The sequence below is a fragment of the Bartonella krasnovii genome (assembly GCF_003606345.3).
GTDB classification, from domain to species: Bacteria; Pseudomonadota; Alphaproteobacteria; order Rhizobiales; family Rhizobiaceae; genus Bartonella; species Bartonella krasnovii.
The window spans coordinates 665,016-686,993 of the sequence record NZ_CP031844.2; the positions used below are offsets into that span (position 1 = coordinate 665,016).

14 protein-coding genes and 4 pseudogenes are annotated in these 21,978 nt (G+C 38.5%); 12 read left to right on the top strand and 6 right to left on the bottom strand.

The features are described from left to right. Window positions 1-173 precede the first annotated feature (173 nt). The 4 genes from D1092_RS02700 to D1092_RS02715 all read right to left on the bottom strand — a co-directional run bounded on the left by D1092_RS02700 (window position 174) and on the right by D1092_RS02715 (window position 4,323). Window positions 174-1,781: a YfjI family protein gene (locus D1092_RS02700; RefSeq protein WP_120122076.1), complete on the bottom strand. Its 1,608-nt coding sequence runs from the start codon at window positions 1,779-1,781 to the stop codon at window positions 174-176. 5 nt (window positions 1,782-1,786) lie between these two features. Then, entirely contained in the window at window positions 1,787-2,644 is an 858-nt protein-coding gene (locus D1092_RS02705) for a DUF7146 domain-containing protein (protein WP_120122077.1), read from the bottom strand. Window positions 2,645-2,747: 103 nt separating this feature from the next. Further along, a complete protein-coding gene (locus tag D1092_RS02710; RefSeq protein WP_007347430.1) occupies window positions 2,748-2,948 on the bottom strand; it encodes a helix-turn-helix transcriptional regulator in 201 nt (66 codons plus the stop codon). Between the two features lie 208 nt (window positions 2,949-3,156). Continuing rightward, complete coding sequence (locus D1092_RS02715) at window positions 3,157-4,323, bottom strand: tyrosine-type recombinase/integrase (protein ID WP_120122078.1); 1,167 nt, start codon at window positions 4,321-4,323, stop codon at window positions 3,157-3,159. 174 nt (window positions 4,324-4,497) lie between these two features. Between D1092_RS02715 and D1092_RS09780 the strand changes: the two genes are divergently transcribed. The 4 genes from D1092_RS09780 (at window position 4,498) to D1092_RS02740 (ending at window position 9,364) form a co-directional block, all read left to right on the top strand. Beyond that, on the top strand, window positions 4,498-7,542 hold the full coding sequence (locus D1092_RS09780; RefSeq protein ID WP_241440207.1) for a phage major tropism determinant: 3,045 nt from the start codon (window positions 4,498-4,500) through the stop codon (window positions 7,540-7,542). 68 nt (window positions 7,543-7,610) lie between these two features. Next, window positions 7,611-8,273, top strand: coding sequence for a lysozyme (locus D1092_RS02730; protein WP_120122079.1), 663 nt, complete (start codon window positions 7,611-7,613; stop codon window positions 8,271-8,273). 41 nt (window positions 8,274-8,314) lie between these two features. After that, a complete protein-coding gene (locus tag D1092_RS02735; protein ID WP_120122080.1) occupies window positions 8,315-8,545 on the top strand; it encodes a hypothetical protein in 231 nt (76 codons plus the stop codon). Window positions 8,546-8,572: 27 nt separating this feature from the next. Continuing rightward, on the top strand, window positions 8,573-9,364 hold the full coding sequence (locus tag D1092_RS02740; protein WP_120122081.1) for a DNA adenine methylase: 792 nt from the start codon (window positions 8,573-8,575) through the stop codon (window positions 9,362-9,364). A gap of 131 nt (window positions 9,365-9,495) precedes the next feature. On the opposite strand, the pseudogene D1092_RS02745 reads toward D1092_RS02740, so the two are convergent. After that, window positions 9,496-11,163: pseudogene (locus tag D1092_RS02745) on the bottom strand (type ISP restriction/modification enzyme); the annotation flags it as partial. On the opposite strand from D1092_RS02745, the pseudogene D1092_RS02750 reads away from it, so the two are divergent. The 8 genes and pseudogenes from D1092_RS02750 to D1092_RS10020 all read left to right on the top strand — a co-directional run. Further along, window positions 11,135-11,812, top strand: a pseudogene (locus D1092_RS02750) (DNA adenine methylase). The pseudogenes D1092_RS02745 and D1092_RS02750 sit on opposite strands and share 29 nt — an antisense overlap. Before the next feature lie 487 nt (window positions 11,813-12,299). Then, window positions 12,300-12,518, top strand: a complete 219-nt coding sequence (locus D1092_RS02755) for a TA system antitoxin ParD family protein (protein WP_005773872.1) — start codon at window positions 12,300-12,302, stop codon at window positions 12,516-12,518. Continuing rightward, a complete protein-coding gene (locus tag D1092_RS02760) occupies window positions 12,511-12,795 on the top strand; it encodes a type II toxin-antitoxin system RelE/ParE family toxin (protein ID WP_241436933.1) in 285 nt (94 codons plus the stop codon). Before D1092_RS02755 ends, D1092_RS02760 begins: the two co-directional genes overlap by 8 nt. 775 nt (window positions 12,796-13,570) lie before the next feature. After that, a complete protein-coding gene (locus D1092_RS02765; protein WP_120122083.1) occupies window positions 13,571-14,137 on the top strand; it encodes a carboxymuconolactone decarboxylase family protein in 567 nt (188 codons plus the stop codon). Window positions 14,138-14,180: 43 nt separating this feature from the next. Then, the gene (locus tag D1092_RS10105; protein WP_420913992.1) at window positions 14,181-14,312 is read left to right on the top strand and encodes a carboxymuconolactone decarboxylase family protein; all 132 of its coding nucleotides are present in this window, start codon (window positions 14,181-14,183) and stop codon (window positions 14,310-14,312) included. Between the two features lie 11 nt (window positions 14,313-14,323). Continuing rightward, window positions 14,324-15,256 (top strand): DMT family transporter, encoded by a 933-nt coding sequence (locus D1092_RS02775; protein ID WP_120122085.1) that lies wholly within the window; start codon window positions 14,324-14,326, stop codon window positions 15,254-15,256. A 13-nt stretch (window positions 15,257-15,269) separates the two neighbouring features. Next, window positions 15,270-15,347 (top strand): annotated as a pseudogene (locus D1092_RS09785) (type II toxin-antitoxin system RelE/ParE family toxin); the annotation flags it as partial. Window positions 15,348-15,365: 18 nt separating this feature from the next. Continuing rightward, a pseudogene (locus tag D1092_RS10020) lies at window positions 15,366-15,470 on the top strand (helix-turn-helix domain-containing protein); the annotation flags it as partial. 1,449 nt (window positions 15,471-16,919) lie between these two features. Here the strand turns inward: D1092_RS10020 and D1092_RS02785 are convergent. Continuing rightward, window positions 16,920-21,908 (bottom strand): DEAD/DEAH box helicase, encoded by a 4,989-nt coding sequence (locus D1092_RS02785; protein ID WP_120122086.1) that lies wholly within the window; start codon window positions 21,906-21,908, stop codon window positions 16,920-16,922. Between the last annotated feature and the right edge of the window lie 70 nt (window positions 21,909-21,978).

The window sequence follows — 21,978 nt, forward strand, 5'->3', positions numbered from 1 at the left end:
CTCATTTTAAAAAAACACTATAGGGTCTAGAAACAACTGACTAAACTGACAAAAATGACAAAACTCTTTTTACAAAGCCACTCAGATCATTTGCTTTTGGAGAAAAGTTCCTTGATGAGAAGGTCATAAAAAGAGTTTTGCGTGGTTGTCTTAAGACTTCAAAAGAGGTGTCTTCATTGTTTTATGCTGTTGTTTTTAACCAAAGGGTGCCATTCATAACGTCTATCCGGACGCCGACCTAATTCATTCCCCTCTATAGGAAATTCACGAATATAGTTACAACGGCATAAGAGATCTAAAGCTAGCTTCACAGCTTCTTTGTCTTTTAAAGAACTCCAACATCGTCTATAGATATCCCTTGCCGTAAAGACATCTTGTAAACAATCACAGCGTTCGACAATTAATTTTGCACGCTCTGCTGTTAATGTATCTCCCGCCGCATAAAGACGTCTTGCGTGACTTATCAGATATTTTTCCCAATACAAGGCTCTCTCAAGGGCATTTCTATTGATTTCAAAACGCCCGCCTTCACACAGTTCAAAAATCAACGCAAGGGTTGGTATGGTTTTATCCATTTTCAAAAGATGTGCTTGTAAACTTGCAGAGAAATGCCCCCCTTTGACTGTTCTTTGAAAATTTTTCCACCATTCACGAAACATCTCTTGAGCATCAGCAGAAAAGCGTATGGTCATGGGGTGTTTTGGTGATCCTAAAGGTTTATCATAAAGAGAACGAAAGACCTCTTGATAACTTTCCCATGCTTTTTGATTGGGTGGTCTATCAACCCAGTCACGCTCTTTTCGTTCATCGGGAAAGACCAGCATTTGAAAGCGTTGCAATAAACCGTCATTATTTGTTCCATGGTGCATGGCTTGAATAATGGGAATAATCCGTGAAGGTTGAATACCCCCAATGACGGAAATAGTTGCATTGGAAATATGAATGGTTCCACGCTCTATACGGTCATAGGTGTATGGCTTATTGCCATTAAAAGCTGTTAGATAAAAAGAACGGTCTGCTTGATATTCCTTTCTCTCCAAATTGGCTAAAAAACCAGATAATTCATCACGAACCAACAACAGACCACGGGGGGTTTCTCTTAACAATTCCCCAAGCTTTTCGACTGTGACATCATTGACGATAAGACGTCGTTTATTAAGCGTGTCATCATCATCGATTTTTTTGTTTTCAAGAGCTTGAGAAAGAAGAGCAAGGGCTTGTTCCTCGTCTTGATCTTTGAGTGCTTTGCAGGCTTGTTTTTTCTTTTCTCGTTTGTCTAATTCAATCAGAATATCTTTTGTTTCTTGGCTTTTTTTCTGCTTTACCCATTCTTGATACCATTCCTCTTGAAAGGCATAGAGAGGAGCTAAAGCAGCTTCCATAGTCGGTGTTTTCATGGTTGAAGGCTGTCCAACAATAGCCCCCCAGAGATTAGGAACAATTGTCCAATTGGCATGTTGTTTTGGAGCGATACGCACGCCATTACCAATGACAGCAGCCAAACCGCATAAAGCAGAGATCGCCACAAAATCGATAGAAGATTGTTGCATATCAGAAACGTCATAAACATAGTCCATTAATGACGTTGGCAGCAGGAACATTTTAAAAGGCTCGACGGGTAAAAGAGCACTCTCAATCGGTTTTAATTCCCCCCACCCATTTTGTTGCAAGGCGACTTCATAAGGAATGGCTTTTAAACAAGCATGACCGTTTAAAGAGGCATTATCGTTATCATTGACGGGGGTATTATTCTCTAAAATATTTTTATTATCTTGTTTCATATTACTTACCTTGAATAATAGAGAAAATCGTTGAAATCTAAAGCGTTAGGGGCTTGCATCATAAAGACCTCAAAGCCTTGCCTATAAGCACGCGCAGCTAGGGTAAAACCTGCTTTACGACCCGCATCATCGCCGTCCATAGCGATTGTCAGACGTCCTTTTATCGGGGGTAAATTCACACGCATCATGCCACTGGTTGAAAGGGACGCCCATACATTCACGGGCTCTGATAACAAACCAGACAGCAGAGACAGACCGGTTTCAATGCCTTCACAAATAACCAGATGTTTTGGATTATCTTCGCTTAAGTACACAGCGCCGCCCATGACAGAACCCAACATGGCTTTTGCTGGTTTCTGATCTGTTTTACAGCCATTGGCTTGTAAAAAGGTTCTATGAATGGCAAAGGAACCAGCCCCCTTAACAAGAGCAACCAACGCGGGCAGTGCCATTCCTAAGGGGTGTGGACATTTATCATGAAAGCGTAAATCAGCAGGCAATTCACAAGTAATCCCCCGATTGCGTAAATAGGTTTCTGCTAAAGTATCTTTGATCGGTTGGCTTTGTTGCCAAATTGCTTGTGCTCTTTCTGCTTTCTGTTTTGAGAAAGAGAGCGTGTGATCATAGGCTTTATCAACAAAGGCTTGTGTTCCAAGCAAACCAATTCTTCTAAGCGCTTGTATGATCTCTCTAAAAGAGCAGCCCGCATAACAAATGAGTAAAAGACGCCCATCATGTCCATTGGCAAGGGATAAGCTAGGCAATTGATCATCATGGGCTGGACAACGGGCACTTCCATAACGCCCATACCAAACCCCACGCAAGGCATTTGTGATGCCCCGAGCATTTATATAAGAAAACATGTTTTTTATCCTATGATATATTGCACCATAGGACGGGTTTTGCTATTCATTGTTTGAGTGAAAATGGAAAGCCTTGTCCGTCCTTACGTGACAAGGTTTTCGTTTATGCAACGTCGTTATAACGTTGCTGTTTTGCTTGCTCTATGACATTCAAAAGATCTGATTGTAACCAACGCGATAAGAAACCAAATTTTAAAGGCTTTGGTAAAGAGCCATTGGTCACATGACGGCGGAATGTTGAAACACTCATATGAAGCAATTTTGCACTTTCACGGTCTGTTAAAAGAATATCATTTTCTGTCATTATAAATCCTTTCAAGAGTAAAAAATGGGAACAAATCATGCCTATTTATTAACCATATTTTTGAATCACTGGAAAGGTATTTAGTCTATAAAAAACAGTGTTTTATTATACATTTTCTGATGTGATAATTTATGAGTCTCATTGAGACGATATGAGAGAAGAGAGAGAGCAAGTTATCCACAGATAATGGGGTTATGCACCCCATATCTTAAGATTGACCCGTGACATAAGCCGCCCATTTATCCATATAGACGCGGCGCTGTTCTAAATAGTCAGTACGACGATAGGCACGCTCTACTTTGCCACCTACAGTGTGACTTAGAATGGTTTCAGCGACCTCATAGGGGGCATCGGTTGTTTCAGCAAGCCAATTGCGTAAACTAGAACGAAATCCATGCGGGCAGGCATCAAGTTTATTTTTTCTCATATACGTAGCCATACACTTCTCATCAAGGGCACCACGACCTCTAGCAGAAAAAAAGAAATCGTTGCGAGAAAGCAGGCGCGCTTGTTTCAAAATGTCTAATGCTTCAGAAGATAAAGGGACACGAAATTCTGTTGTAGCATCACGCCTTCCTTTCATATTCTCAGCAGGGATTGTCCATATATCTCCATCAACTTGATCCTTATGAATATAACGTAAAGGGCGTGTACGAACTCCTGTCAAAATAAGTAAACGCAAGGCTAGTTGTGTCATAGTTGTTTTTTGACAAAGTGTTTTATAAAAAGCCGGTACATCTTTCCAATCCATTGCTGGTCTATTTTGCGTTTTATGACGTTGTTTCCCTAAGAGCGCGCGGGCTTTTTCTGTTGCTTGTAAATCAACATCCAAACCTAAGGCAGCCGCATGTTTAAGACACAGATTAAGACGTATTAATGCTGCTTGGGCTGCTCCAGCTTTTGTATGCCAGATAGGGGCGAGTGTGTTGCGTATCTCTGTTTGCGTAATTTCTGAAACGGGCAGACAGCCTAATTTAGGGAGAATGTAAAGCCGCAAAGGTGCAAACCAATTTCCATCTTTTCCATCATTTTTTAATTCAGCTTTACGGCTTTCAAAAGTATCTAAAGCAATATCTTTTAAATAATGGAGATTGCTTATTGCCTCACGCTTTTGTTTATCGCGTTCTTTAATGGGGTCACGCCCTTCACGAAGAACAGAGCGCCACCCCGTTGCCAACTCACGCGCTTGTTTTAAAGAGACATCTCTTAAAGCACCCAATCCCATTTCGCGACGGCGCCCGTGAATGGTATAACGATAAATCCATTGAGCACCCCCATCTTTACGCTTATGGAGTAACAAGCCGGCACCATCATTATATTTGCCAGCCCCCAATGTTGCGACAGACCTTGCATTAAGACGGTTCATAAGGACCATTTTTACTCCTTTCTTATACAAATTTGATCCACACACTCATCCCGCTTGTTATGTGCAAATGAGTGGTTTTGATTGATGCAAGATAAACAGATTTGAAATGAGAGAATCTTACGTTATTCGGTGTTCTCATTCAATATGAATAACGCTAGATTATCATTATAAATCAATACCTTGTTGTATTCGTATGAAACTTTTGCGCCGTTAGAACAGGTTGTCAATGCAAGGCAAGAAGCTGAAAAAGCCATGTCGCGTGCAAATGGTGCGCAACAAGTTGCAGAAGAATCGAAGCGCGTATCGGACCAAGCGCTTAGAGAGGTGACGACAACGGGTGAAGCGGTTACAACAGTGACAACAACCGCCAATGTTGCGAAAGAGACAGCGGATAGCGCTAAGAGCTTAGCCGAAGAAGCCAAGAATGCCTCTGATGCAGCAAAGCACATGGCAGAAGAGACGAAAGCCGCCGTTGATAGAGCTTCAGGGGAAATCAATATTACGAAAGGTTCATTAGCCACGGTATTGGAAAGTTTTGCAGAGGTTAAGCAGATAAGTGACAGCGCAGTGAATGTCTCGACAGAAGCTAAGAGATTAGCTGATTCCTCAAAATTGATTGCTGAACGTGCAGAACAAACAGCGAGAGAAGCTTCTCAAACAGCCATGGAGACGACCCAAGTAGCCGCGACAGCAGTAGCGACGAGTCATGAAGTTAAGACGGTAGCGACGCAAGCAAGTCTTAAGGCGGATGGCGCCAAACAGACAGCGGATGATGCTAAGGATATGGCAGAAAATGCGAAAGTTTTATCGGAACGGGCGACATCTTCAGTTACAGAACTCACTCAAAGAGTATCACAGGTACAAACGTCAGTAGAGACAGCGAAAGAGACAGCGGAACAATCTTTAAAAGAATCGAGTTCTGCGAAAGCCACGTCAGTTATGGCATCGACGACAGCTAATACAGCCAAGGGGCTTGCAGAAGAGGCAAAAGTTTTATCGCAAGGTGCTACAGCTTCAGTTACAGAATTAACAAAGACAGCACAGCAAGTTCAAATGAAATCTGATGAGGCGTTGAAGGATGCAAGGGAAGCGAAAGAGACAGCAGATAGAGCTTCGTCGAAATCAGAACAAGCCCAACAGGATGCTTTAGAGGCTTCTAAACTAGCCAATGAAGCGAAGGTAGCAGCAGAACAAGCCTTACAAGCTGATAGACAAGCTATTCGTGAAGGGGATACAACGACAAAAAGTTTGGTAGAAGCAGTTCAGAAGAAGGCTGAAGAGGCGCAAGCACTTTCACAAGAGAGTAAGGGTATATCTGAAACAGCAAAAAGTTTAGCGGAAAAAGCGAACACGGCATCTACAGAAGCGCAAAAGACAGCAGAACAAGCTCTCAGTGAAGCTACAGCAGCGAAATCAACGGCGGATATGGCGTCTAACACAGCTAATGATGCGAAGGGGAGTGCTGAGGAGGCTAAAACATTATCAGAAGAGGCAAAGAAACTTGTTCAGGATAACAAGAATGCTTTTGATGCATCGAATAAAACACTTGAAGAAGTAAAAGGATTAGCGGAAACGGCATTATCAACAGCCAATACAGCCAAGCAGAAAGGAGATGAGATAAGCCAGAAAGCTTCAGAAGCGTTGACGAAGTCTGGAGAAGCCAAGAGCGTTTCCGAAGATGCAAAGGCTAAAGCCGAAAGTTTAGAGACCGTTTCGAATGAAGCCAAGCAAACATCTGAAACAGCCAAGAGGCTCTCAGAGGAAGCAAAAGAAGAGGCTAGTCAAGCCAAGTCGACAGCCTTAGAAGCGCAAAGTGCGGCGGATAATGCAAAGAGTCAAGCGAAAGAAGCCCAACAGAGTGCAGCAGAAGCAAAGAGTAAAGCTTTTGGCGCCAGCTTGTCTGTCGAAGGAATAAGGCAGACAGCAGTTGATGCCAAAGTTACAGCAAGACAAGTTGAGGGATTAGTAAATGATGCATTAGATAAATTAAATAAAGCGGTAGACGATGCTGAAGATGCGAAAATTACAGCAGCAAGCTCAGAAGCAATAGCTAATGCAGCAAAAGAGACGAGTGATCAGGCAAACCAAACCGCCTCTATCTCTAAAAATTTATCAGAAGATGCCAAACAAGAGGCAAGTCATGCGAAGACAGTGGCGGAAGAAACAAAAAATGCATTAACAGAAGTGAAAGAGAAGGCAGAGAGAAACAGTGATAGTATTTCTAAACTTCTAAGCGATGTGAGTGATCATTCCTCTTATTTTTTAGAGAATGTACGTTTTGTGCAGCCTTATAAAATTCTGGGCGCTGATCCGCAAAATAGACAAGGTCTTGTGATCAATCACGGCTCATTTTTGCGCTTTTATCATAGGGATAATAATAATGCTAAGTACCTTTTGTACCGCATTCCAGGGCGTGGGATTATGACCTTTGATAAACCTCTGGAAGCAGGAAAGGATTATTATGTGTATCTCATTCTAAAGGATGGGGATAGTAATCTATCCTTTGAATTTTCGACAAATCCGACAGCTCCTGAAGGCTATACAGAGCATAATTCTGAAAAAATCGGTGGATTTCATACGCTTTGTGCGGATGTTGGGACGATTGAAGATCATCTCTTATCGGGCTATCAAGCAGGGGATATATTACCTTATTCTGTTTGGAGTTTAAATCACCGTCCCCGTTGTTCACCAGAGGGGATGGTTTACGATCCATGGCGTGGTATTTGGGTTGATATTTATCTTCAGTCAGGGACCGGTGAAAATACAAAGTCGGTATATGGTGTTCCGATTACGACCAATCGTGCTCATTATGAACATCAATGGGATTTGGTGTCTGTTAAGAAGAGACTTTTGACGAGTGATGAGTTCGCGTCATGCATGTATGGAAGCAATGAGGAAACCAGTATTACAGGCATTGAATCGCTTTCTCCTAAGACATCTGGAGGACACGTTGATACAGGCAATAGACGCATGATATCTGATATCGGTTGTGAAGATGGTTGTGGTTATCTATGGCAACATTTGTCTGGTTGTTATCCAGTGACTAAATGGCATACAGGCGAAGAAAGAAGCAGTTTAAGGGTAGATGTGAATATTATGTTGGGGGGAGGCGATTGGTCTGGTGGTTCTAACAATGGTTGTCTTGTGCGGAACTTTGCGTATTCTCGTTATGACACAAATGAAAAAATAGGCGCCCGTGGATGTAGCGAGCCACTTTATCAGAATTAGTGCAAGATTGATTAGAACATCATTTTATCCAGCCCCACATCAGTGGGACTTTTTTTATGGAGTGTCGGATGAGAAGGATATCGAAAGAAGGTTTAGAGCTTATCAAACGATGGGAAGGCTTGCGTTTAGATGCATATAGAGATTTAGCATGCATCTGGACGATAGGGTATGGTCACACCAACAATGCCGGTACCCCGCTTGTCAAAAAAGGCATGCGTATTACGAAAGAGGAAGCAGAAAAAATCCTTTGTGAGGACTTAAAGCAATTTGAGAAGACGGTAGAGGAATCTGTAACAGTTTCGTTAACAGATAACCAATTCGCAGCCTTGGTGTCGTTTTGCTATAACGTAGGAACGAAAGCTTTTTGCAAGTCAACGTTGTTGAAGAAGCTTAATCAAGGGGATTATGAAGCAGTTCCTGGTGAATTACAGAAATGGAATAAAGTGGGGGGCAAGCCTTTTATAGGTTTAGTCAACCGTCGAGCAGCCGAAGCTGGTTTATGGGTAAAAGGGTCTTACATTGCTTCGAATTATGAACGGGTAGAAACGCGTAGTGCAACTGGTCTTTTAAAGATAGAAGCACTCGCGCCGATTATAGGGTCTTGTTCTGGGTTTGGAGGTTTTTTGGTAGGCAATGGACCGGTCCAATGGGCATTAGCAGGCATCATGGTCTTAGCCGCTTGTACAGGACTGGTGATTGTTGCCAAGCGGTTTAAGGAGCAGCGTTTGTAATTTTTTGGTTTAAAAGATTAAGCAACAGGGAGCACGTTTATGTGGTTGGCAAAATGAGTAGCAATCAAAGTAAGCGGAGAAAAGATCTTTCGGAAACGGAACAACAGCTTCTTCACGAGATGATAGAAACGTACCAAGGCATAAAGATGATGTCACGCATTATGAAGTGGATAGCCTTTATTGTCTTTATGTTTGTAATCGATTTGTCTCGTTTTATGGATGCCATAGAAAATAGCTTCTCACACTTAAAAAAGTGGATAACAAAAAGTTAGAACCTACAAAATTTTTCCTTTCAAAATATGACAAAACAAGAATTTACACAAACACTGTTTGCGTGGATGGGTGGAAAACATTATCTACGTAAGAAAATTATACCGATTTTAAATAGTATTGATCATGAAACCTATATTGAACCGTTTTTAGGTTCAGGGGTTATTTTTCTAAACAAAAGACCAGCGAAATATTCCGTCATCAATGATCTGAATGGAGAGATCACAAATCTATTTCACTGTGTTCAAAATGACTTTGATGATTTAGCCAAACGATTAGAGTGGTTTGTTTGTTCGAGACAGTTATTTTTTGAACTTGCGGCTATTGACCCCGAGAGCCTTACCAAAGTTGAAAGAGCAGCACGCTTTTTGTTTCTCCAACGTTGTGTCATGTATGGGAAAAAAGATTACGTCTCTTTTAGCTTTGCAAGAAAAAAGACGATAGGTTTTAACCCCGAAAAGCTTTTAGCGAGAATGCGACGTGTTAGACAGAAGCTTCTGGATACAGTTATCTTAAATTTATCGTGGGAACGTGTTGTGGAGCTATTTGATGCGCCCGACAGTTTATTTTATCTAGACCCGCCTTATTTTATAAAGAAGAAATGCTATAGTTCAGGTAATTTTGTTGAAGATGATTTTGTGAATATGGCAAAAGTTCTCAAAGGCATTCAAGGCAAATTTGTTTTGAGTCTGAATGATTGTGATGCTGTAAGAGAGATTTTTAAAGATTTTGACTTTTTAGAAGTTGAGACCCTTTGGGTATCTGGTATGGCAAAAAAAATACCTCGAAAAGAAGTGCTGATTCGTAATTGCAATATATAGATGATGATGTTATTTGATAGCGTACTAGATTTTATACATAAGGTGGTTTATAAGGTGGTTTTATTTTTTAATATTTTTATTAACTTATTGAAAACAATTAAGAAGTTGTTATAAAATGGTACATCTCGACGGCTCCAACTTATCTTCCTCTCATCTGTATTGACAAAATAATCTACAGCATTTGTAAGTATTTTACGGTCAATATGTGGATAGATATCATTAAACCGTTCTACTTCACTGTTATAGAAGGCAATCATATTACTCATGTTTTGTGATAAAGCTTCATGACTTGAGTTATATGCCCAAGCGTCACGATTAGTTACAACCCCAAGAGAAAAAATTTCAAATAGTTTTTTATTATTACCCTTTTTAGCACCTAAAGCTAAGAATGCTTCAAAACTGTTATCACGTTGATGAATCCAATCTCCATGCTCGTCTGGTGTAATTATTTGCCAACCTTGTTGACTCCGTGTAATACTACTAATACTATCCAATGTCTCAATTATCGTAAGCTTTTCTTTTCTCGTGAGATAATCCCCAATGTCACGAAAATATATCTTGCCACGCTGCTGTGCATCCGGATTTTTTACGAGAATAGAGATAGCTATAGGCGCTCTAGATCCTTCACCGAAAATCTTACCACCTTCTTTTCGAGATAGTTCTCCAGAGGTTCGTTGGTTACCCCTTAAATGGAAAATATAAAGGCTGCTAAATTCTTCAACAAGGTATTTTCGTAAACTGTCCATAGCACTTCCATTGATAAAACCGGCATTTGTGACAAAACCGATTACCCCAGCATTATCAATACGATCACTAGCCCAGCGAATGGCACGAATATAACTATCATAAAGTGCTTGCATATTGGTTGCATTTGACTGAGCAGCATAAGTTTCACGAATACGATTATCTAAAATCGGATAAGGTGTATTTGGATTATTATCATTTTCGTTTTTTTGTCCTATTGAATAAGGGGGATTACCAAAAATAACTTTGATATCCAGATTTTTCTGATGTTCTAAATATTCACTATTTTCTTTAAATAATTCTTGTAGCAGATTTTTCTCTTCAAGCATCCGAAACGTATCGGTCAAACCAATATGCTTAAAGGGAATGTACTCTCCTTTCATAAGACTATGATAGGTTGCTTCAATATTAATGGCTGCTATGTAATAAGCGAGCAAGACAATCTCATTAGCATGGATATCATAACGATATTTATACTCCATGTCCTCTGGTTTTATCAGTTTAGATTGTAAGAGCCGTGTGATAAAGGTACCTGTTCCTGTAAAGGGGTCAAGAATAGAGACACCCCGTGATCCTAGACTTTTTCCAAATTCATTGCGTAAGACATCATCAACAGAGTGAATGATAAAATCCACAACCTCAACGGGGGTGTAAACAATCCCAAGCCTATCGGTGGTTTTCTTAAATGCTTTGGCAAAAAAATCTTCGTAAAGTTTGATAATAAGGTTCTGTCTTGCTTGGGGGAAGGTAATCCCAGAGGCACGGAATTTTACGCTATCATGAAACTCTTGTAATTCTTTAGAGATTTGCTTGATATTGGTTTTATCCAACTCAGCTAAAATCTTTTCCATCGCTTGCGAGATACTATTGTTCTGGACAAATTCATTACCATCAAACAAGGCTTCAAATACGGGACGCGTCACAAGATGTTGCCCTAACATCTCTAGCGCTTCCTCTTGGGTAATACTGTCGTTTAAATTACTCTTTAACTCCTTATGAAAGCTCTCAAAAGCATAATAGGCTTTACTGGTTTTATCAGAAAGGATATCTTTAAGGAGAAAATTAGTTCCTTTATATGAAGTGATCAATGATCGGTCAGGTGATGTGGTGAATTTTTTTCGGGTGTTGCAACGCCATTATTACCCTTTCATGGATCTGTTGGAGTTCCAGGTGAGTAGCCGTGAGGCGTTTGAACGGTTACGCACCCAAGATCCCAAGACCCTGACAGATTTAGAGCGGGCATAGCGGTTTTTATATCTGCAGCGGTTGAGTTTTGGTGGCAAAGTGGCAAAACAGACGTTTGGAGTTGATCCACACCGTGGTGCACGGTTTAATAGTCTCAAACTTGAAGCCTCCTTAAAGCTTATTTACCGTCGTTTAGCAGGTGTGACCATTGAACATTTAGATTGGTTTGAGTTTATTAGGCGCTATGATCGTCCCAACATCTTGTTTTACCTTGATCCGCCTTATTGGGGTGTTGAGGATTACTATGGCAAGGATTTGTTTAAGCGAGAGGATTATCAGAGGATGTCCACACTGCTTGCACAATTAAAGAGAAAGTTTCTTCTGTCACTCAATGATGTGCCGGAGATTCGCAAAAGCTTTAGCCCATTTAAGATAAAAGAGGTCACCATATCTTATACATGCAGTTCAAATAATCTAATTCCAGCTCAAGAGCTCATCATCTCAAATTGCGACTTTTAGCAAAGGAGAAAAAGCTGCCTTAAAGGGTCTTTAAATGATCTTTGAAAGGTCTTTGAAGACCCTTTGAAAACCCCTTTAATTTTTTAAAAAGACGTGAATTTTAAAAATGAATTGCTGCAAAACCTGCTGACAAGCTACATACAAGACATATAGAATCAATAATTTATAGCACGACAAAAGTGCTGTGGCGGAGGGGGTAGGAATGCTATATTTATATAAAATCAATAGATTATATAGAAGTTCGGGAATTTTGATTCCGTTGATTCTTTTAACTTATTTTCTGCCTATCCCGAACCTTTTTAGAGCTTATTCTCGATCATTTAGTTCTAAATTTATCTTTTATTTTCTCTTCTTTCAGATATTAAGAAAGATGGCTGTGAGAGAAGGAATTGTGTTAGAGATCTGCTAAGGTTATTGTGTTTCAAAGGTTGCTTTTTAACACCTTTTGAACTATATTACCACCTTATTGTAAGGTAGGAGTATAGTCATGGCTACAACTGTTAAACTGTCTGATGATCTCATTAATGAGGCTAAGCGTTACGCGTCTGTTTATAGCCGCTCGGTTCCTAAGCAAATTGAATATTGGTCGCGTATGGGCAAAATAGCCGAAGAAAATCCAGATCTCTCCTTTCAATTTATTCAAGCAATCTTACTTGGACAACAAGAAAATGCAGATGGCGATGTAACAGCATTCGAATTTGGCTGAATCTATGCAAGTTTTACAAAACCATTCATTTAAAAAAACTGTCAAAAAACTGCATGCCAACCAAAAACAAGATCTAGACCAAGCTGTTCGCGTCATTATGAAAACGCCCACCATTGGTCAAGCCAAAACAGGTGATCTTTCTGGTGTTTTTGTCTATAAATTTAAAATGGCCAAGCAATTGACGCTGCTTGCTTACAGCTATGAAGATCACACGATTACTTTGACCTTGTTAGCACTTGGCTCTCATGAAAATTTTTACCGAGATCTTAAAACATAATATATTTTACAACTTGATAGAGGCACACAGCATTAATTTTACTAAAGTTCTCCAGTGCTAAAGGTATTAAACCAAAATTTATAGACATGATCAAGCTATATTGGGCACCTAATTGCGGCATAATATTTTTAGCTAAACCGATTGGAGGACTTTGCAGCAAAGGAGTACTGCACTCATCTGCTATTACATACCTCTAACTTGAGTTAAAAACAAAGCTCTTCCGTACACCCCAACAAATGGCTTTGTCATGATAGAACTTTGCTAGATTAGAGGTAAGTCAGTAGCATCTGTTATAAATTTAACGCTTCGCACTTTCCTCGGTAAATTCAAGCCGCAAAATACTAAATACAACTAAGTCCTATAGCTCAATGCGCACATAATCATGCATGGTGTTTCTACGCTCAACAAGTTACACCTCAGTTCTCTTGCGCAAATACGAATAAGAAGGGTTTAATTTGCTAATTTTAGCTCAGTCTTAAGTACAACGTCTGGAAAGGCTACACACGTGCCTGATGCATCAACGTAATATTAATGCCATAGAAAAATCCCTTACTATCTGCTATAGCTTCATAAGGATTGCCTATAATGTAAAAAATGAAAAATAATATAAAATAAATTTACACAAATGATTGACTAGGATATTAAGGCACGATAACGATTCATGCAATGCAAGTCCGCAAGAGGAGATAAGGTATTGCATTTTAATTGAAGGTTTAGTTTTTAAGGAAAGTAAAAGCCTTATCCAACTAAGGCTCCGTGGGGAGGGGGCCATTGCATGCAAGAACAAACATTTGTAAATTATAAGAAAAATGCTTATGAATTGGGCGTGGAGCGTTTACGCTCTATGGAATTGGTCGAGACCCCTTCAATTCTTGAAGAAATGGCCGATGTTGCCCCTGATCTCGCAAAATTCATCATCTCTTTTGTGTATGGAGAAATTTATGAGCGACCTCACTTAACAAGCCGTATTCGGCAGCTTGCCACCGTTGCCATCTTTGCAACTCTCGGTAATGCAAGACGGCAACTCAAATTCCACCTTACCAGTGCTCTTAATATTGGGTGTAGTCCTGCTGAGCTGATTGAAGTAATGATACAGTTGGCACTTTATGCAGGGTTTCCAGCAGCCTTAAATAGTGTTTTTGCTGCAAAAGAGGTCTTTGATGAAAAGCAACTAGACTTCATATCTAGTTGCGGCTCGCCATTAGTATGCGAGGATCGCTACGAATCTGGACTGAAGGCACTAGAACATATTGATGGCCCCGATGGACAAATGATTATTAAGACACTGGGTAGCATTGCTCCAGACTTAGCTCGTTTTGTTGTTGTAGTTTGGGTTTGGTGATATCTACACACGGCCTATCCTCAACTTCTTTGAACGGGAAATTATAACGGTGGCAGCGTTAGGAACTGCGATTCCACAGCTGAAGCTGCATATACAGGGTCTGCTTAATGTAGGTGGCACGCCCGAACAGGTGATTGAATTAGCAATTCACATTGCTCCTTGGTATCAAGTATAAGGATCTATCCAATGAAAATCACGCCCAGAATAGCTCTTGTCTTAACCCTCGTAGGAACCTTTTTTTGGGGTTCCAATTTCCAAGCCACTAAGATAGCTTTAACGACTGTTTCTCCATGGACAGCTTCTTTTGAGCGGTTTCTCATTGCCGTAATCGCCATATTTTTAATTATGATTTTCAAAGAAGGCTTGCGGTGGCATGTTTTATCGCAAAATTTTATTTCTTATATTTTCCTAGGGATTATCGGTGTGGCAGGGTTTAATGGCGCTTTATTTGTTGGCTTGCAAACGTCAAATCCCATAACAGCCTCCCTCATCATGGCGACAACCCCTATTAGTGCTAATATTATTGAAGCTATCATGAATAAATCTTTCCCAACCTGTGAGAGGGTTATAGGGATGCTCATTAGCATGTTCGGGGTCTATTTAGTCATAACAAATGGGAGATTTTTGTCTAACCATGTTTCCTTTGCCAAAGGAGATATTATGATTCTTTTAGGTTCCATTGGTTGGGCGTTCTATACCGTGGGCACGCGGTCATTTGTCAAGAACGCAACCCCGCTTGAAACAACAAGCTGGACGATGCTTTCTGGCACCATCGCCCTTGGCATCCTAACCTTTTTATTCGAATCCCCTCTTCAAGAAACGATGTCTATGTCCGGCGCTAGTTTATTCGCACTCCTTTGGATAGGGGTTGCAGGATCAGTTTTAGCCTACCTATTTTGGAATATTGGAATAGCGATCCGAGGTCCGGGTAAGACGGCGATATTTTTCAATTTTGTACCTATTTCAGCCTTATTGGTGCAAATCCTGTTCGGCTTCATCCCTCAAATCATGCAAATCATAGGCGTTTTTGTTACGATTTTTGGAGTTCTAATCGGACAAGGCTATATATTCAGCTTACTAGGATCTAGAAAAGCCGTTCCCAATGCGCATAAAGAGTAATATACTTTTTAAGATGAATGGAAATTGGCGTGTTATTTTTCGCTTTATCGGAACAGATGTGGAGCTTGTTGATTATCAAGATTACCATTGATGAAAGGAATGAAAACAAATGACGCATAACCCCGCCCATTCTAGTGAAGTTCTAAAAGTAGCTTTTTTAGAAGAAATGGGGATAACAATACAAAAATTAGCGTATCGTCTTCATATAACAAAATACGTATTTATTGTTAAATAATATTTTATCTTTTTTTGATATTTTTTTGTATTTTTTAAATACGTTGTGTATTGATAATATCTTATGATTATGAATTGCTTCTTTTATATTTATATGCGTTTAAAGCTATATTATGGGCTTTATGAAACGATTGCGTTATGTTTTGAATCTATACATCTATAATATTTAAAAAGGCTCTCATAATGCGTATTTTTATCTTTATAACCTATCAGTTTTTTTACTAAATGAATTTAAATTTTTTTGTGAATTTTGTTTGTAATACATTTAAAATTTAATAGCCTCTTATAGGTACTCTCTTTATAATCAATGCGTTCATTTACAGTTTAGTTATTTGAAGCTGCTGTTTTTACGCATTTTCTATAGCTGTTATATGCTTTATAGCTATGGCATTATTTTTCATTTTCATAAGAGAAACGATAAGTAGGATAATTGTAATTTATAGACTGTTATGAAAACATCTAAAGAGAGATTGATAATTATAGAGATCAGTAAAATTCCTTTTAATAGGCTTTTGTCATTTTTGTCAGTTCTTTTTAGACCCTCTATTATTTTTTTGAATGGTAAAAAATTAAAATCAATATATTTCAATATGTTAATATCTTTAAAACATAACTTATATCAAGAGTACAATCTTTAAAGATAGCCAATGATGTGAATTGATTAAAACTTGTCAGTTATGTGTCAGTAAATTGAACTGACAAAATGATTATTTTAGTGAGTGATTAAAATGTGCTTTATGAAAAGCGTATGAAAATGAAAACTGATTATGTTATCCAAATCCCTTTAATGAATTTTTATCAGTTCACTAATGGATAAACTTATAATTTTAGAGAATGATTAAAACACGTCTTAAAAAAACATGTGATCCTTTAAAGCCTTTCAAAAGACAGTTTATCTTCATAAGAAATGCTATCAAGATCATTAGGTTATGAGTTTTGGGGGTGCTTTTTGTACGTATTATTTTATTTTTTAATCCAAAATAAAAATCATTATATTTCAATGTGTTAATGTTTTAAAGAAACAACCTATATTAAATACAATCCTTAAATACAATCTATAATATATATAAAAAGGGGTTTTGTTGGGGTTTTAGGGGTTTTAAGAACCTACAAAACCTATAAGTAAAATGAATATACATAACTCTCTTTAAACAAAGCTTTTGAAAACAATAAAGCACTCATTTTAGATTACGGTATAACCTTTTAAAGGTAATCCAAAAGAAGCGTATTCTATTTAAAATGGGATTTTTAAAAAATCTTAAAGCAATCCAAATGACGGTGTTTAAAAGTGCAAATGTTCTTTTTTTAGAATAACGCATATAAACACTCCTTTTAAGATTGTAGATAATCAACTTAACAAGAGAGGTATAGAAAGTTCTATACCCCTTATAAGATTAGCATGCCCATTATGTGAACATGCTTTATAAGTTTATTCAGTTTCTCTCATTTCTAATTTTGGTAGGTTTTTAACGATTTTCATTGTCTCTAAACTTACGGTAATAACTCTTTGAAACAATTCTAATGGATAAGCAGGGTTCCCCATTGTTTCAACAGCATAGCGATTAGCATCATTAACAATACCACTCTTTTTATCAGTCTTTACGCATTGACGACCCATAACCCATTCAAGGGCGGGTCTACCATTCACAATATATTCATAAGCTTCCTTAGGTATATCTGTTATTGTGACGTTGCTGTTGTAAATAACAGTGGATTTATCGTTTTCCTTACTATTCTTAATTTTTGCGAATTTCATCTCTGTAACGTAATAAAATTTTTCTGGATTAGAGATATCAGTTAATTTTGGATTGCCTTTTTTAAAGGTCACTGGATAAGGTTCCACATCTTCATAATTGACGTGCAAATGACCCAATTCACGCCCTGCTGTAACAAACATCCAAAAATCATCAGCGCTTTTTACGCAAGGGATACGAGGTAATTCTTTAGAGAGGTTATCAGCATAACGAGTACGATAATCTTCCGAATGTAAAATTCCATAAACATAATAGAATAGATCACCTTTTGTTATGGTTTCATTAGGATAAGCCGCTTTAAAATGTGCTAGCCCTTCATCCGTAATGGCATCACGCCTGCGTAAACCAGTTGTTTTGTTTTTCTCTGTAGTATTTGAAAATAAATGGGTTTGTTTCTCACTTTTACTTTTTGAAAACATAGTATCTTCATAAATATATCTTGGAAAGCATTGACCTGTATCTATTGCGTGAAGGTTAGGTAAATCCTTACTCATCAGTACAGAAAAACCACTTCTTGCTCCTGTTCCTGTAATTTGTATCACTCTATTTTCAATTGTTTGTCCTATTGGAAATATGCATGGCATTTTGGCGACCATTTCATTAAAGGTTCTATCATAATAGAGCCACTGTTTCGTAAAAGGGCGATATAAGCTCTGAGTGATGCATATCTCTTCAAATTCCAAAATCTTTTCTCTAGCTAAATGTTGTTTAAGATTAAGACTCCAACTGATTTTACTTTCATCGGAATTGACAAAATTATCTACAACTTTTGTAAGTGTTCTACGGTCAGTATGTGGATAACTATTATTAAAACGTTTTACCTCGCTATTATAGAAGGCAATCATGTTATTCATATTTTTCTTTACAGTTTCACGGCTTGAGTTATACGCCCAAGCATCACGATTGGTTGAAACACCAAGAGAATAAATTTCAAAGAGCTTTTTATCATGCCCCTTTTTGACACCCATAGTTAAGAATGTTTTGAAACTTTCGTCACGTTGCTTTATCCAATCACTATGTTTGTCTGGTGTAATGATTTGCCAGCCCTTTTTATCCGTAATGCCGCCAACACTACCAAAATACTCGAGAGCTGTAAGTTTTTCTTTTGTTGTGAGATTATTACCAATGTCATGATAGTAAATTTTACAATCTCCAGAAACATTGGGATTTTTGATAAATAGCGTTACCGCAATACCCGTCATGCTACCATTACCAAAAACATTCTCTCCTTCTTGAGCTTTCCCATTGCTTAACATATTTTTACGAATATCCCCCCGTAAATTAAGTACGTAAATACTCGTAAATTCTTTGGCTAAAGATTTTCGTAAACCGTCCATTGTTGGCTTTTCTATGTAACCAGAACCAGAAACAAAGCCGATTACTCCAGCATTATCAATACGATCACTTGCCCAGCGAATAGCGCGGATATAGCTATCATAAAGATTTCGCATATTCACTGCTTTTGATTGAGCTATATAAGTCTCACGGATACGATTATCTAATAGTGGATAAGGAGTATTTTTTGCATTGTCGTTAGCACTTTTTTGACCTGTGGAATAAGGAGGATTGCCAAAGATAACTTCGATATTCAGATTTTTTTGATGTTCTAAATATTCACTGTTTTCTTTAAATAGTTCTTGTAACAAGTCTTTCCTTTCAAGCATTTGGAATGTATCAGTTAAACCAATATGCTTGAACGGAATATAATTCCCTTTCATAAGACCATGATAGGTTGCTTCGATATTAATGGCTGCTATGTAATAGGCTAGCAAGACAATCTCATTAGCATGGATATCATAACGGTATTTATATTCCATGTCTTCTGGTTTTATAAGATTTGATTGTAACAACCGTGTGATAAAGGTACCAGTACCCGTAAAAGGATCAAGAATAGAAACACCACGTGATCCTAGACTTTTTCCAAATTCATTGCGTAAAACATCATCAACAGAATGAATGATAAAATCAACAACCTCAATGGGGGTATAAACAATTCCTAATTTTTCTACTGTACGTGGAAAAGCATAACGGAAAAATTCATTATACAGCTCTACAATTAAGCTTTGTTGTGCTTCAAGAGTGGTAATTCCACGCGTGTAAAATTGTATACTCCTAGAAATATTGTTGAGATCTTGAGTTTCTTCTTTAAGAGTAAACTTATCAAGGGCATTGAGTACACGTTGTAAAGCACAAGATACGGGATTTTCTTGAACAAACTGATGCCCCTCAAATAAAGCATTAAAGACTGGACGCGTCACAAGATGTTGCGCAAGCATTTCAATCGCATTTTGTTCAGAGATAGTTGTATTTAAATTGCTACGCAATTCGGTCATAAAATCATTAAACACCCGCCGTGTTTCAGTTTCTGATTTTGTTAAAACCTCAGTTAAGCGTGTGATATGAGTTTGAGCAAGATCACCAACATTTATTGCCCATTTTTTCCAATAGCTAGGGTCGTAAAATCTCTTAACAATAGCAGTTTTAATGACATCTTTACATTTAGAAAAAAGGGGGAGTTCTCCTTGTACTTCGTTTGTTTGAGAGGGTTCATAAGTTGCTAACCCAATATTAAGTCCTGAATATTCTAATTTTGAGCGTGTAGGTAAATCATCAATAACCGTGGTCGTATCTTCTAACGCAAGTTCTTGAGAAGCAGCAACAATTTCAAGAGCATGGCTTACGTCTTGTTTTTTGTGCATATGGTGAATTATTTTATTAAAGTTATCATCATGGGCACGTAAAGCATTGAGAACTTGCCAAATGACATTATACTTTTGGTTTTTTTCTAAGGCTATTTCCGGTGGAATATCAGCGGGTATCCCAATGGGTAGAATGATATAGCCTCTTTTTTTACCCTCCGCTCGACGCATGACGCGTCCTATCGCTTGAATAATCTCAATTTGACTTTTGCGCGGGTGTAAAAATAGAACGGCATCAAGAGCAGGAACATCAACACCCTCAGACAAACAGCGTACATTGGTGAGTACACGACAAGTATTTTCCCCCGCATCTTCCTTTAACCAGTCAAGTTGTTTTGTACGCTCTTTAGCACTAAAGGTTCCATCAATATGGGCAAGGGTACAGTTAAGAGGGGGAATATCTTTATAGTTTTTATGAAGAGCGCGTAAAGATTCTTGCACTTTTTCTTTTTTGAATCTTTTGCATATACGTTTAGAAGTCTCAATATCTTTGCAAAAAGCCAAAGCTCTGCGCATAGGCTTGGGGTCATCTTCAAGATCAAGTTTCAGATCCATTTTGGTAAGGGCTCTATAACAGCCATTAATCTTGGTCCTATCATCAAGAATAAGTTCATAATCCTTATCGGTAATAAGATGTTGAATGGATTGGCTTATTTCCTCTTCGTTAACAACTAATATGATAACTTTACAAGGTGATAACAGCTTATCCTCTAAAGCACGTGAAAAGCTGTAAGTGTAAAGTTGTTTGCCATAGAGTTTTTCATTATCCATGGACACCAAAACGTTATTGGAGAAGACAGCATTCCTTTTTAGCTTGTCACTAAAGATCTTAGGGGTTGCTGTCATGTAGAGGCGTTTTTTTCCTCGAATAATGCTGTTATCATGAACTTTGATAAATTCAGATTCATGCTTGTCTGTTCCCAATACAACCCCCGTTGTCCTATGGGCTTCATCACAAATGATCAGATCAAATTCGGGTAAATCATATTCCTTTTGCGCATCGGAAATCACTTGAATGGAATGATAGGTCGAAAAGATCACGGTCATCACATCAAGAGAGATCTTATTAGCTTTACGCGCAAGTTCTTGTGAATTCGTTGTAGCCGGTAAAACCAGATCAGAAGCATCGAGACCAGATTCATCATCATGTTTACTTTTACGACGTTTGCCTACTTGTGTATCCGAACACACGGCAAAGGAACGTAAGGGCACTTCTGTATCAAGGGTCCATTCACGGATTGTTTGTGACATCAAAGCAAGGGAAGGCACTAAAAACAATACACGCTTGCCTTTTCCGGCGAGAGCCTCTGCTATTTTAAGACTGGTGAACGTCTTGCCCGTTCCACATGCCATAATAAGCTTGCCACGGTCTGCTTCTTGTAACCCTTCACAAACTCTTTCAAGCGCTTCTATCTGATGATCTAAAAGCTTTTTTTTGGGTTGCTCTTTAAGGACAGCTTGTCCTCTTTCTTTATAAGCCCCCCAATCAATTTGACTGTTTTCTAAATCAAACAGATTAATCTGTTGAATACGAACTTCTTGACCATCACAAGTGTTGTTAGCATTATCACTCCAATTGCTTTCGGTGCTATCAACCAAAATACGACGGGTGAATATTTTCTTTCCAGAGGCAGCGATAAAGCTATCAATATCTTCTTTTTTAATGATGTGAGCAGCATCATAGCATTTACATTGAATAGCCGCATATCCTCCTTGATCACGGATTGTAGCGACCAGATCAATGCCGATATCACGCCTATCTTCATCATGTTCCTCAGCCCATTCCGAATAAGTCTGAACCTTTTCGTATTCCTGCTTTTGTAAGGGGTCTTCAGAGAAATAATCCTTCACAAGATTTTCAAACAGCGTTCCCAATTCACGGGGTGATTTAGCCTTTTCACGGTAGAATTCTAAGAGAGAGCGTAAAGTGACTTGTTTGTTATCAGACTTAACAGATTGAAGCATATTAAGATAAACTCCATTGTGGCACGGTATGATCAAAGATCATAAAGAAACGGAATGAAGTCTATTAAAT

Coding starts and splice junctions, on each gene's coding strand:
- D1092_RS02700 (WP_120122076.1), bottom strand. CDS start 1,781: ATGAAACAAGATAATAAAAATATTTTAGAGAATAATACCCCCGTCAAT.
- D1092_RS02705 (WP_120122077.1), bottom strand. CDS start 2,644: ATGTTTTCTTATATAAATGCTCGGGGCATCACAAATGCCTTGCGTGGG.
- D1092_RS02710 (WP_007347430.1), bottom strand. CDS start 2,948: ATGACAGAAAATGATATTCTTTTAACAGACCGTGAAAGTGCAAAATTG.
- D1092_RS02715 (WP_120122078.1), bottom strand. CDS start 4,323: ATGGTCCTTATGAACCGTCTTAATGCAAGGTCTGTCGCAACATTGGGG.
- D1092_RS02730 (WP_120122079.1), top strand. CDS start 7,611: ATGAGAAGGATATCGAAAGAAGGTTTAGAGCTTATCAAACGATGGGAA.
- D1092_RS02740 (WP_120122081.1), top strand. CDS start 8,573: ATGACAAAACAAGAATTTACACAAACACTGTTTGCGTGGATGGGTGGA.
- D1092_RS02755 (WP_005773872.1), top strand. CDS start 12,300: ATGGCTACAACTGTTAAACTGTCTGATGATCTCATTAATGAGGCTAAG.
- D1092_RS02765 (WP_120122083.1), top strand. CDS start 13,571: ATGCAAGAACAAACATTTGTAAATTATAAGAAAAATGCTTATGAATTG.
- D1092_RS02775 (WP_120122085.1), top strand. CDS start 14,324: ATGAAAATCACGCCCAGAATAGCTCTTGTCTTAACCCTCGTAGGAACC.
- D1092_RS02785 (WP_120122086.1), bottom strand. CDS start 21,908: ATGCTTCAATCTGTTAAGTCTGATAACAAACAAGTCACTTTACGCTCT.